Origin of the sequence: Paenibacillus sp. GCM10012306 (genome assembly GCF_042649265.1) — a bacterium.
In the GTDB taxonomy this organism is placed as follows: Bacteria; Bacillota; Bacilli; order Paenibacillales; family Paenibacillaceae; genus Paenibacillus_AQ.
This window is the reverse complement of record NZ_JBHRYW010000003.1, coordinates 711,219-724,100: the sequence shown is the minus strand read 5'-3', so window position 1 is coordinate 724,100 and position 12,882 is coordinate 711,219. Positions and strand designations below refer to the sequence as shown.

Annotated in this window: 13 protein-coding genes; 10 read left to right on the top strand and 3 right to left on the bottom strand. The window is 47.3% G+C overall.

Features of this window, described 5'->3' with window-relative positions:
* Positions 1 to 7 precede the first annotated feature (7 nt).
* On the top strand, positions 8 to 1,096 hold the full coding sequence (locus tag ACFORK_RS10720; protein ID WP_379198472.1) for an efflux RND transporter periplasmic adaptor subunit: 1,089 nt from the start codon (positions 8 to 10) through the stop codon (positions 1,094 to 1,096).
* Positions 1,097 to 1,104: 8 nt separating this feature from the next.
* Here ACFORK_RS10720 and nagZ read toward each other — a convergent pair whose 3' ends face one another.
* A complete protein-coding gene (nagZ, locus tag ACFORK_RS10715; protein WP_379198470.1) occupies positions 1,105 to 2,451 on the bottom strand; it encodes a beta-N-acetylhexosaminidase in 1,347 nt (448 codons plus the stop codon).
* A gap of 229 nt (positions 2,452 to 2,680) precedes the next feature.
* Between nagZ and ACFORK_RS10710 the strand changes: the two genes are divergently transcribed.
* The 5 genes from ACFORK_RS10710 (at position 2,681) to ACFORK_RS10690 (ending at position 7,599) form a co-directional block, all read left to right on the top strand.
* Positions 2,681 to 3,184: a ferritin gene (locus ACFORK_RS10710; protein WP_379198468.1), complete on the top strand. Its 504-nt coding sequence runs from the start codon at positions 2,681 to 2,683 to the stop codon at positions 3,182 to 3,184.
* Positions 3,185 to 4,059: 875 nt separating this feature from the next.
* Positions 4,060 to 4,923 (top strand): cation diffusion facilitator family transporter, encoded by an 864-nt coding sequence (locus ACFORK_RS10705; RefSeq protein ID WP_379198466.1) that lies wholly within the window; start codon positions 4,060 to 4,062, stop codon positions 4,921 to 4,923.
* A gap of 336 nt (positions 4,924 to 5,259) precedes the next feature.
* Entirely contained in the window at positions 5,260 to 6,165 is a 906-nt protein-coding gene (locus ACFORK_RS10700; protein WP_379198463.1) for an NUDIX hydrolase, read from the top strand.
* 127 nt (positions 6,166 to 6,292) lie between these two features.
* Entirely contained in the window at positions 6,293 to 6,703 is a 411-nt protein-coding gene (locus tag ACFORK_RS10695; protein WP_379198461.1) for a bacteriohemerythrin, read from the top strand.
* A gap of 152 nt (positions 6,704 to 6,855) precedes the next feature.
* Positions 6,856 to 7,599, top strand: coding sequence for an IclR family transcriptional regulator (locus ACFORK_RS10690; RefSeq protein ID WP_379198459.1), 744 nt, complete (start codon positions 6,856 to 6,858; stop codon positions 7,597 to 7,599).
* Between the two features lie 225 nt (positions 7,600 to 7,824).
* Here ACFORK_RS10690 and ACFORK_RS10685 read toward each other — a convergent pair whose 3' ends face one another.
* Together ACFORK_RS10685 and ACFORK_RS10680 are read right to left on the bottom strand one after the other, a co-directional pair.
* A complete protein-coding gene (locus ACFORK_RS10685) occupies positions 7,825 to 8,286 on the bottom strand; it encodes a heme-degrading domain-containing protein (RefSeq protein WP_379198457.1) in 462 nt (153 codons plus the stop codon).
* A gap of 4 nt (positions 8,287 to 8,290) precedes the next feature.
* A complete protein-coding gene (locus ACFORK_RS10680; RefSeq protein WP_379198455.1) occupies positions 8,291 to 9,475 on the bottom strand; it encodes an MFS transporter in 1,185 nt (394 codons plus the stop codon).
* 274 nt (positions 9,476 to 9,749) lie between these two features.
* Here ACFORK_RS10680 and ACFORK_RS10675 point away from each other — a divergent pair, with 274 nt between their 5' ends.
* The 4 genes from ACFORK_RS10675 (at position 9,750) to ACFORK_RS10660 (ending at position 12,844) form a co-directional block, all read left to right on the top strand.
* Entirely contained in the window at positions 9,750 to 10,943 is a 1,194-nt protein-coding gene (locus ACFORK_RS10675; RefSeq protein ID WP_379198453.1) for a metallophosphoesterase, read from the top strand.
* A 75-nt stretch (positions 10,944 to 11,018) separates the two neighbouring features.
* The gene (locus ACFORK_RS10670) at positions 11,019 to 11,246 is read left to right on the top strand and encodes a helix-turn-helix transcriptional regulator (protein ID WP_379198451.1); all 228 of its coding nucleotides are present in this window, start codon (positions 11,019 to 11,021) and stop codon (positions 11,244 to 11,246) included.
* Positions 11,247 to 11,416: 170 nt separating this feature from the next.
* Positions 11,417 to 11,863, top strand: coding sequence for a MarR family winged helix-turn-helix transcriptional regulator (locus tag ACFORK_RS10665; RefSeq protein ID WP_379198449.1), 447 nt, complete (start codon positions 11,417 to 11,419; stop codon positions 11,861 to 11,863).
* Between the two features lie 159 nt (positions 11,864 to 12,022).
* Positions 12,023 to 12,844 (top strand): NAD(P)H-binding protein, encoded by an 822-nt coding sequence (locus tag ACFORK_RS10660; RefSeq protein ID WP_379198447.1) that lies wholly within the window; start codon positions 12,023 to 12,025, stop codon positions 12,842 to 12,844.
* Positions 12,845 to 12,882: the final 38 nt, after the last annotated feature.

The following is a 12,882-nucleotide window of genomic DNA, read 5'->3' as shown; positions in this document are numbered from 1 at the left end:
CGAGGGAATGAAAAGGATTATAAAGTGGGTCTTCATCCTAGCGATTGTTGCCGTAGCCGGTTATTTCGCTTATGACAAAATGTTCAAAAAGGAGGAAGCGTTGCCGATTGAGGAGCCGGTGCAAAGCATCACCTTCCCGGTTACCCAGGAGACGATTAATAAGACGATTCAGGTCAAAGGGAAATCACAGTACGAACATGAAACACTCGTCTACGCGCCGTTTGCTTCCAAGGTGACTGCCTGGAAGGTAGAGAATGGCGGACAAGTTAAAAAAGGCGATATCTTGTATACACTGGATCAAGAGGCGCTGAAGAACGATATTGCGACAACGGAAGCGACTATCCGTAAAGGCAAGCTGGAAGCGGAGCTGAATGCTTTCGTGAGTCAGCAGGATGAGGAGAGCGCCGTGCTGGGCGCAACCGAGGCAGATCGTTTGAAGGTGTTGGCTTCCCAGGAGGCGAAGCGGATCGGCGATGAACTGAATGAGGTGACTGCGGAGATTCAGGCCCGGGAGCTTGCCAGCAAGAAAGAAAAGCTGAATACAGCCATTTATCGAGCTCCGGCAAGTGGGATTTTCCTCTTTGACAGCACCAGCGAACGTCCACAGACGGTATCGGACAACCAGTACATCGGCAAGATTGTCGATCTAAGCAAGGTTGAATTTGTCGCTCTGGTAGGAGAGCAGGATGTGTTCCGGATCAAAACCGGCATGATGGTAGACGTGAAAATGACTGCGCTCAAAGAAGAGAAATTGTCCGGTGAAGTGACTAAGGTAGCCAAGTTTGCTACTACCGCAGCGGGACAGGGAAATAACACCAGTCAGGTTCCGCAATTTGAAGTCATTATTAAGCTTGACGCCAATGAGCATCTCATCGGCGGTCTAAGTCTGAATGGCGAGATTGAAGCCATAAGAAAAGAGAACGCTACGGTGGTCTCCAGCATGGCCGTAATCCATGAAGGAGATGCCGCGTATGTCATGCTGGACAAGGGTAACGGTGAAGTCGAGCGGAAAGATATCAAGATTGGACTGGAGACAACTGACAAGACAGAGATTCTGACCGGGGTTAAGCCTGGTGATACGGTTGTTCTCCAATAGGAACACAGTTATTTAGCAATTGTTGAGCGCCAAGCCTTAATATCTTTGTTGAGAACGGTAAGATCAGGAACGGGGACGGAGTTGTCAGTCAGGCCGTATTTATGCTTCAACGCTAAAATACGGTAGACACTCTCGTCGATTCTCGATTCCTTGAGCTTACCGTTCTTTACGTTCTGCAGAATCGCCTCGCGAACACGTTTCTCATTGTCATATTCATGGGCGACCAACAGGATATCGCTGCCAGCATTGACACTGTCAAGCGCAGCTTGGCCCAGGTCGAAATGCTTCATGATCGCGCCCATCGTCAGGTCATCAGTGATAACGACTCCTTTGTAGCCCATCTCTTTCCGAAGCAGGTCGCCAATGATACTGCGAGATAAGGATGCAGGTCTGTCAGGGTCCAGTTTAGGAAACAGAATGTGAGCCACCATGACCGCATCGGCATTCTCCTTAATGGCAGCCTGGAAGGGAAGCCATTCTAACAGAGCCAGCTGATCCCTTGTTTTATTTACAACAGGCAGCTCCAGATGAGAGTCTACGGAGGTATCGCCATGTCCAGGGAAATGCTTCACTACTGGGATAACCCGTTCACTCTCAATGCCTTTCATCTCGGCAATGCCCAGTTTCACAACGCTATCCGCCGAATTGCCGAAGGAACGGTCGCCGATAACAGGGTTCTTGGGATTACTGTTAATATCCAGCACAGGAGCGAAGTTCATGTTGAACCCGGCCGATCGTACCTCCCGAGCCAGCAGTGTGCCCATGGTTCGTGCGGCATTCACGTCATTGGTAAGGCCAACTTTGGCGTTAGAGGGGATGGTAGCGAACTCCGTAGGCATACGGCTGACTTTTCCACCTTCTTGATCGACACTCATGAACAAAGGAGCAGGATTGGCTGCATTGCTTTTCTTCATGGCATTAACTAAATTGACCATATCTTGCAAATTGTCGATGTTGTTGCCATAGAGGATAATGCCGCCTACTTTATCTTCTGTGATCATTCGTTTGGCTCCCGCATCCAGGGTAGTGCCATTAATGCCGACCAGCAGCATTTGTCCGATCTTCTCCTCAAGGGTCAGGCTCTGAAGCTGCAGGGCTGTAGGATCAGGCTCCGCCGTAGGCGCTGCGGGCGTAGGTGTTGAGACGTTACCTTCTGTTTTGGACGGCTCCGCTGCTGATATGGATGGCGTTACTGGAGGCGTCTGTACGGATGTTGTGGATGACGAAGTGCCGCTGCCACAGCCGCTAAGAAGGGGAAACAAGAGTAGTACGGAAGCAATGGGAAGCACTGAAGCAATAAGGGGAATGCGTTTTTTATATGTGGAAAGCATCGTCAGGCGATCTGCTGATTTCATCGTTGGAATCTTCCTTTCGTCTTCATGAAGTAATGTGGATTGATATCGGAACCCGCTTTAGTGTATCCACCTTTAAATTCCATAATACCATTATTCGTCTATCTGTCCCAAGGAGAAGGGGCTCTGAGCAGTAGCCGTGAGGGTAGACTTGCCCCTTTATCAGTCTGGGTGATAAGATATATGTGAGACGATACATATTTTTAAATTTAAATTTTGAGGTGACGTGTCCATGAAAGACGAATTATTTAATGCACTTAATGAACAGATGAACTTTGAGTTCTATTCTGCTCACGTATACCTTGCGATGGCTGCTTATTGTTCCGGTGAGAGTCTCGACGGATTTGCTAACTTCTTCTTGGTTCAAGCTGAAGAAGAAAGATTTCATGCAATGAAAATTTACAGATTCCTTAATGACCGCGACAAACGGGCAACACTGGCGGCGCTTAAGGAGCCGAAGAATGAATACACTTCGATGCTGGATGCGTTTGAGCATGCATATGCCCATGAGCAACAGAACACCAAGAAGTTCTACCATCTTGCGGATATTGCCCTGGACGAGCGCGAGCATGCGACCATCTACTTCCTGAAATGGTTCATTGACGAGCAAGTGGAAGAAGAAGCATTGTTTAGCAACATCATCTCCAAGCTGAAACGTATCGAAAAAGACAGCAACGCTTTCTATATGCTAGATGCTGAGTTTGCTACTCGCAGCTTTACTGCTCCAGCAGAGTAATATCAGACTACTTATTGAGGACGTCACCTAAGTGGTGTTTCCTCGATAGAGATAGCCTTGCTTCATTTGAAAAAGCAATGACACAGCAAAGTAGCGATCTTCCATTATTGGAGAATCGCTGCTTTGCGTTTCTGGAAAACCGTTGCTCTGTGCCTTTGATCCATGCGGTTGGCTAGCGTCAAGAAGGTCAAAGGCTTAAGAAATAGATGCAAATTCGCCCCTTAATTTGTGATTAATACATGCAAAACAGGAATTAAGGGCAGAAATGTATGTTAATTCTCCAGATTTTCCCTGAAATAGGCTATATCCGCGAAAATAGAGTGCGAAATTGCATTTATTTTCCAAATATATGAATTGTATCTTGAATTAAGGTGCAAAATTGCCATTATTTTAAGCCGTGAGCGAGTTACTAGCTACAAGTCATGGGTCACGATCCATGAGTATGAGTACAAGCCACAAGTCGTGGATCACTATCAACGAGTATGGGTCTTCAAGTCGCAAGTCTTGAATCATCAGCCATGGGTTATGAGCCATGGGTTATGAGCCACCAGCTACGAGCGTGAGTTTCTAGGCACTAACCATGAGCATCTAGTCGCCAGTAAATATCGGCTATCTCAATGGATAGCTCATGCAAAAGCGGATGTTCTTAGAGCCTATGGCTTTGAGACAACCGCTTTTTTATGTTTGTTATCGCCCGCCAGACTAAAAAAAGTTGAACGGAGTCAAATATTGTTGCACACGACAAAAAAATTCATGTGTCCCAACTCTATTTGGTAGGGGTAACTCTTGCGCCGTTCGGCAACACTGTTTCTCTAGACCCACCCGATTAGCTGCGTGTAATATAGAACAATACTATTGCTTGGGGGTACTTGGTTTTGGATAATTACAAAGACATAAAACAGGGTGAAAGAGGTGCCTGGCTAAGCATAGCAACGTATATTTTGTTATCCGCCGTCAAGCTGTTCATAGGAACGATCTCGGGTTCCCAGGCGCTGCTTGCCGACGGATTGAACAATACTACGGATATTATAGCTTCGATAGCTGTCCTGACGGGGCTGAAAATTTCGCGTAGACCTCCGGATTCCAATCACCGATACGGACATTTCCGTGCAGAGACTATTGCGGCAATGATTGCCTCTTTTATTATGATCGCGGTCGGACTTCAGGTCTTGTACCAAGGTGTGAACAAATTCATGGAGCCGTCACTTGCGACACCGGATCTCATCGCTGCCTGGACCGCGGCGGGAAGTGCAATCATCATGATGGCGGTCTATATGTACAACATAAAGCTGGCGCGGCGTATCAACAGCAATGCTATTGAAGCTGTGGCGCAGGACAACCGCTCGGATGCGCTGGTCAGCATAGGTGCTTTTATCGGGATTATCGGTTCCCAATTCGGGATTCCCTGGCTGGACCCGCTTACAGCGACCATCGTTGGCCTGATGATCTGCAAGACTGCATTTGATATCTTCCGCAAGGCCACTCATGACTTGACAGATGGATTCGACGCGACGGAGCTTGAACGGATGAAGTGTACGGTAGCCGAAATTGACGGTGTGCAGTCGATCAAGGATATTAAAGCCCGTGTCCACGGCAATAACATTTTGGTTGATACAACCGTGCTGGTGGATGCCAGGCTGAATGTGGTTCAGAGCCACGATATTACGGAAGAAATTGAGGATCAATTGAAGGACCAGCACCGGGTCTCCTACGTGCATGTACACATTGAGCCAATTTAACAATAAGCTTAAAAAATATAGTTGACTGTTCGTTCGCAAAAAAAGTATATCTGCTAAGAGGTACTGTCACTATTTATGGCTGACAGATATTTTCTCTGGGCGGGTATACTCTTTTTTTTATTTGTATACAGATATAGGATTAAGTCTTTGGCGCTCAACTGTGTTTAGAGAAGAAGATACACAAGAATCTTTGGAACCGGGAACTGTCCTTTTTATGAGGATGCTCCCGGTTTTTCTATGTTGTTGACTGGGTACAGGGAGATGAGTGTATAATTACAATATGATATTAACAACTGGATAATATTAATGTTTTTATAGAAAAGGAGCATGAAACTTATGCCTGATTCAAGCCTGACGGACGCCAGTGGGTTGACTGAAGCACAATTTCTAGCGAATTATGATGCTAATGCCTATGAACACCCTTCTCTAACAGTAGATATGCTGATTTTTACCGTTATGGATCTGGAACAAGACAACTACCGCAAGCTTCCCCAAAAATCTCTCCAGCTGCTATTGATCAAACGGGGCGAGCACCCGTACCTGGGCCAGTGGGCATTGCCGGGCGGCTTCGTTGCTGTAGATGAAAGCATTGAGGATGCGGCGCGGCGCGAGTTGTACAGCGAAACGAATATAGAGGATCTATATATGGAGCAGCTATTTACTTGGGGAGATGTGCATCGTGATCCGCGTACTCGGGTCATTAGCTGCTCGTACATGGCGCTGGTTGACCGAGCTACGCTGGATGTACGAGCTGGGGACGATGCGACAGAGGCTGCCTGGTTCGATGTGTCCTATTCGATAGAAGAAGAACACACAAGAACCACTGAACAAGGAAGGGATACAGAGAAGCGGGTCCGCATCAAGCTTCAGAATGAGCAAGAGACCCTATCTGGAGTTGTGCGAATCGTGGAGTCCGTACAGGGCCGTGTCAAAAAACTATCACGTGAGGTTATAGAGAGCCAAGGAATAGCTTTTGACCATTCCATCATGATTGAGTATGCGATCGAGCGTCTGCGGGGCAAGGCTGAATATACCGATATTGTCTTCAACCTGATGCCACCATTGTTCACATTGTCAGAATTACAGCGAGTGTATGAGATTATTCTCGGAAAAGAGTTGCTGGCTGCAGCTTTTCGCCGGAAAATGGCCGATGCCGTTACCGAAACCGAAGAGTACACCAAGGATGCTGGACATCGCCCATCGAAGTTGTACCGATTTAACTCGGAGTGGAGCCATAGATAGCCAGCATTGATAATATTTCTTGTAGAAAATTGTCGTGTGATGTTGTTAACAGAATTTTCATGCAAAAAGGTGGAGAATATACCTTATTTCCCATTTGAATGGTTTGGGATAACGAAGGGATGAGGCCATGATTGCCTGGAAAGATTCTTATGATATTGGGGTAGAAAAGATTGACTGTCAGCACCGACAGCTTCTGGCGAAGCTCAATGAGTTTTTCGAAGCTTGCTCGAATCAGCAGGGCCGGGACAAGATTATGGAAACTCTGAAATTCCTGAAAGAGTACACACTCGAGCATTTCGGCGACGAAGAAGAACTGATGGGAGAGATTGATTTTCCGGAGCTGACAGAGCATCGCAAGACCCACGCGGATTTTGTGAAAACAGTGCTTGAGCTTGAAGAAACGATCAACGCCAAGGGCGTATCCGTTCTGTCTACGATCAAATTGAACCGAACCTTGACGGACTGGCTTGTTAATCACATTAATAAATGTGACAAGCTGATCGGTGAATACATGGCCAGCCGCGGCAAAGCCGTATAACATGACTTAAAGCCAGCAAGCTTCCTAGCCGGAGTTTGCTGGCTTTTTGCATACAGAAATTATATTTCAATAGTTGATATGAATGGATCAATATTTGATCTTCTGTTGCCTTTGACTTATTATGGCTACACCACAGACAAGAGGTGAGTATCTTGAAGCAATATGAATCGTCCACTTTAAAAAAAGGGCTTCTGATCCTGGAGACGCTGCAGCAGACAGAGTCCATGAAACTAAGTGAGATCATCCAGATCGTTAATCTGAATAAATCTACCGCATATCGATTGCTGCATACCCTGGAGCTTGCAGGCTATGTGAAAAAGACGGATTTCGCTTATAGTGTGACGGAGAAAATAGGCGGAGCCGTGAGTCACCCTTCCCCCAGGCTGGACTGGGTGGCTGTCCCACCGTTGTATCATTTGAGCCGTGAGGTCGGTGAGACCCTCTACATTGGGATTCTTAACGGTATCCATGTCGTGACAACCCAAGTGGTAGAAGGAACACATACGATGCGGATTCATTCCAAGGTGGGCGACCAGGCTTACGCACATCTTAGCGCCTTCGGCAAAGCCATTCTTGCACATCTGGATGAACGCAAGCTGGAAGCTATACTGAAGAACGTTATCCAGCACAAAAATACCCCAAATACCTTTGACGATTTCCACTTGCTGAGAGAGCATCTTAAAGTGATTCGCCAGCAAGGGTATGCCATTGATGACGAAGAGACGGAAATCGGCCTCCGCTGTATTGCGGCTCCTGTTTTTTATAAAGGGACTGCTATAGCTGCTGTTGCCATCTCAGGTCCTTCTGCGCGGATGACCAAAAAGAAAGACCGGGCGCTGAGCAGACAATTACTGGAATGCAGCATGCAGATATCGAAACTGCTGGAGAATGAATAACAATGCCGGCAGGGAGGGCCTCGCTTTTTATCATTGAAGATTAATCTTTAGATGAAGCCGTTACATCCTTGATTTAGCGCAATAGCAATCATAAAAAGCTTCTCATTGTTCTTGAATGTTCTTGTCTAAGATGTCACCAATACCAGAAAGTTGGAAAAACAGGGGAAACGTCGTGGAAATTGACTTGGCATTATGCAGCCGTATTTTCCCGACGTTTCCCCTGAATTAATTACTATCTATAAATCGCTTTAGGCCCTCTACCGCATAATCATGGTCAAGTTGACCTGTTAGTCCGGCCACTGTAACGGAGCCTATTACACCTACGTTTTTGATGCGTAGCGGAAAGGTTCCGCCTACCGCCTGATATTCAGCGGGTGATAGAAGAGAGCTCTCTGTATGCGTAGTTCCACTTTGGGCGAAACGTTCGGCAATGTAAGCGGAGCTACGGTTGTAGTGGTCAGTTACCCGCTTTTTGCGGAAGATCCAGTGGTGATTCTCATCAGAGGTGCCTTCCATCAGATGGGTGAACAATGGGACGCGGTTCCGCTCAATATGAACGGCAATTGAGGTGCCTTGTTCTTTGGCATAGTTGATAATGGTAAGTCCGAGCTCCAGGGCATCCTCGTTAGTAAAATGATCTAATTGGAGTTGGTTCTCCAGTTGTTCCAGCGATTGAAGATTCATCATAATTTCACTCCTCAAAAAGTTGTTGTTGTCGGTCTAGACGATAGTTGAGCATGGCCAAAAGCATAGCTCCACACACCATGATGGCTCCAAGCCAAGCAGTGTCCAAGTAATCCAGATGGTCCACGGCATAGCCTCCTATGGTAGATCCAGCCGCAATGCCGATATTAAAGGCGGAAATATTCAGTGCTGATGCCAGATTTTTAGCTGACGGGGCGAACTTTTCAGCGAGTGTCAGGATGTAGGCCTGAACTCCCGGAGACATCATGAAGGCGAAGAAGCCCATTAAGACAAGCCCCAGAATGGTCAGTTGCTTGCTCGGCAGCAGTACGATTTGCAGCAGCAATACAATGCTTTGGCACAAAAACACAAGCCGCAGCGATTTTACAGGGTGCGCATTGGCGAGTCTTCCGCCGACTAGGTTGCCTATCGCAACAGCAACTCCATAGACTAGCAGCAGAAGCGTAATGGAGCTGGGTGCATAGCCGCTGATATTTTCCAGAATAGGCGTAAGGTAGGTGAATAAGGTAAACGTTCCCCCGAAGCCGAGTACGGTCATCAGTAAGGCCAGCAGGATACGGTTGTTAAAGACCAGCTTTCTGATATCGCTTAAGCGAAGCTTGCTCGAATCCTGACTAACCTTACCGATCGCCAGACCATTGGAGACCAAAGAGATGAAGCCAAGTGCGGCCACAACGCCAAAGGTAGCCCGCCAGCCGAAATGCTGGCCGATATACGTTCCCATGGGAACGCCGGCAATGGTGGCTACGGTTAGTCCGGTGAACATGATCGAGACAGCGGTACCTTTATGACTGGCCGGAACCATGTCCACAGCAACGGTAGCTGCTACTGCAAAATACACACCGTGGGCGATGGCTGTAATGATCCGTGACAACATTAGCAGACCATACGAATGCGAGAATGCTGCCAGCAAGTTGCCTAAGGTAAATATGGCCATCAAAAGGAGCAGAAGCTGCTTTTTGGGAAAACGCCCTGAAAAGGTCGCGATGAGCGGAGTTCCTACGGCAATTGCGATGGCATAGCCGGAAATAAGTGTTCCTGCTCGTGTGATACTGATGGAAAGATCATCCGCTACCGTTTGCAGTAGCCCTACCAGGACAAACTCTGTTGTGCCGATAGCAAACGCGCTGATGGCAAGGGAGAGTAGAGCGATATAAATCTTGGCTGACATTAGGGATCAAGTCACTTCCTCTCTTGAAGCTCTGTTGCTTGAGTTACTTCTCCGGAGAAGTCTTGCAGCAAAAGCTGTTTTTATAATAACGGAAGTTAAAAATAAACCTCAAAAAATGCATAAAAGTTTCAAAAATAGAAACGAGCTAGGGCCATTACAGCAGGAATAAATCTGCGGTTTTTGACGATCCCATGCGTGGAATTTATACTGTGTTAACGGTTTGTGTTATGATTTGAGTTAGATACAGAAGAATGCAGTAAAGGGGAGAAACACAATGAAGATTTTGCAAAGAATAGCCTCGGGAGTATTAATGCTGCTTGGGTTGGTTCTAGTGAATTATTACATCGGCTATCACCTGTGGCTGCTGGTTCAGGAATGGCTGCCAGGATCGTCTCCGGCTTGGTTCTGGAGTCTCTTTACAATTGTTGCACTGGCATACGTCATCGGAATGATTCCATGGCCGCAGGGGATTAAACCAGTTGGAAGACTGTTTAAAGTCGTAGGTTCATACTATTTGGCTTGTATGGAATTTGCTATTCTCCTGCTGCCTTTGACAGATTTGGTTTATCTGCTGCTCCACTGGAGTGGTAAAGTGCCTTATTCCTTCGTGTCTGATGCTGGCGGGGTGCTGCTAGTGCTGTTGGCCCTGTTCTTGATTTGGGGCTCCAGAAATGCTTGGAGTACGGTTGTGCGGAATCATTCATTGCCCATCGCCAAATCGCGTGGAACTCGGAAGCCACTGACCGTCGCCGTAGCATCCGACCTGCATCTGGGGAATATCGTGGGCAATCGTCATCTGAAAAAAATGGTGGCAGAGATCAACCGCATGCAGCCGGACATTGTCTTGCTAGCCGGGGATGTGCTGGATGACAGCATCGAGCCGTTCGTTCGGAATCGGATGAGTGAGCAGTTAAAGCTGCTCAAAGCCCGTTATGGTGTATATGCTGTGCTGGGGAACCATGAATACTATGGCGGCTCCATCCAGGAATATACTCAAGTGATGAAGAGCATCGGGATTAGAGTGCTACAAGATGAGGTTGTGGAGACAGCTGGTGTTTATATCGTAGGTCGTAAGGACAAAACTGCGGAAACGATGGAAGCCGGTGGCAGATTGAGCGTACCTGCACTGTTAGAGGGAATTGATCATTCCAAGCCTGTTATCATGATGGACCATCAACCGACCGGTTTTGGAGCTGCAGCCGAGGCCGGGGTGGATGTTCTATTGTCGGGCCATACGCACCGCGGTCAGATTGCACCGAATCACTGGATCACCAAACGATTGTTTGAGCTTGATTGGGGATATCTGCAAAAAGACAACCTGCATGTCGTAGTCTCCTCCGGCTTCGGCACTTGGGGACCACCAATCCGCCTCGCGAGCCGCTCAGAACTGATTAAGTTGGAAGTGCTGCCGGAAGGCCGCAAGCGTTATAGTGAGGAGCCTGTGACAGTCAATCCTGTGTTGATTTAGTAACAACAGTACCCCTCAGTCTATGTGAAATACACCCCTTAGAAATGACATTGGAATAAACCCTTGGTTTATCCGATGCTATTTAAGGGGTGTATTTTTTATGCCGGTGAAGTTCAGTATTCCTTTATAAAGGAAGCTCGAACAGAGCTGAAATTATCTCAGGCACAATTGGCTGAAATGGTTGGCGTTTCAAGAAATACGATAAGCTCTATAGAAACAGGACAATTTAATCCCACCGCCAAGCTGGCTTTGATCTTATGCATTGCGCTGGATAAAAAATTTGAAGATTTGTTTTATTTTTAATAACCTCCTTAATGTGGAGGGAGTAGTACCAGGTCAACAGGATACTTGAGGTTGGCCTATTTTTTTAAGATGATGGTAGCGCGATGATCTGCATAGTTTGACAAAGCCGCAGAGCTGATGTATTTTGAATATAGTTAAGCTATTAACTAATTGGAGCTGACAACAAAGTTATGGATGATTTGCAGAAATATGTACTGAACCAGCCATTGCATACGGAAGCGTTCTTCACTCTGGTGGAGACGACAGCCAATCTGGTGGCTGTTTCCGAGAAGTACTGGCAATCCAAGGGTCTGAATGGGGCGAGAATCCGCATTCTGGTAGAGATCGCCAAGCAGGGCGGCAGCATCCTACCCTCCGAACTGGCGTTGACCATAGGGGTTACCAAGGCCAATATTAGCCTGCTACTGACTCCTCTTGAAAAGGACGGCTACATCAGTCGGGCCAGTGATGCAGCAGATGGCAGGAAGACGGTGATCTCCTTGACTGGTAAAGGTGAAGCCTTGCTGGAGGAGCATTTACCGGAAAATCGGCTTGCTGTGGGTGAGCGGATGCAGCGGCTGGAGCCGCAGGAAATGGAGCAATTGATGGGATTACTTCGGAAATTGAATAGAGCGTAGCTAAAGAAAACGTTGCTTGCCGGAGTTGGACGATGGCCTTCATGGTCAACAGGTTCGTAGACATGTAAGCCATAGTTCAACTGCCAATTTTCAGCACGCTCTTTTTGTCCGAATAGTTAATAACTTAACTAAATTCGCATATTTGAAAGGATGTTATTTATGTCGATACTTATTACCGGAGCAACCGGGCAGCTGGGAACAATGATTGTAAAGAGACTGGTGGAACTTGTCCCTCCGGGGCAGGTGATAGCAGGTGTGCGGAACCTGCAGAAGGCAGAGCCTTTGCGGTCCCTCGGAGCGGGGATCCGGGTTGTGGATTATGATCTTCCAGATACCCTTGGTGAAGCCTTCGCCGGGGTTACCAAGCTGCTGCTCATCTCCAGCTCGAATACGGATGACGATATCCGCTATGTTCAGCATAGCCATGTCATTGAAGCAGCGAAGAATGCGAAGGTGGAGCATTTCCTTTACACAAGTATTGCTTTTCCGAAGCCTGGTGCCGATCCGCAGCATAATGTGCATCTGCGCACGGAGCAGGCAATTCTTAATTCCGGTCTGAACTATACTTTTCTTCGCAATGCCTTATATACGGATTTTGTTGGCGTACTTGGATTGAATGAAGCGATAACGAGCGGCGAACTGATTACTGCACCGGGGGAATGGGCATTTAACACGGCAACCCGTCGTGATCTTGCACTGGGCACAGCCAGCATACTGGCTTCAACCGGCCATGAGAATACCGTTTATGAATTGTCTGCCTCAGAGACGTGGGGTTTCGGCCATCTCGCTGCAGTACTGTCGGAGATCTCTGGTCAGCCAGTGGTTCATAAGCAAGACGCAGGGGTGCAGCACTGGATCTACCCATTCCTCGTCAAGCTCGATACCTCTTCTACCTCACGAGATCTGGAAACTTTTATTGGCGGACCTCTGCTTTCTCTAAAAGAGAGTATTATTCCCTTTATCCGTACCACAGGCGATTGAACTAGCGCTTCACAGACTTACAAAGAGTTGTTGAATCG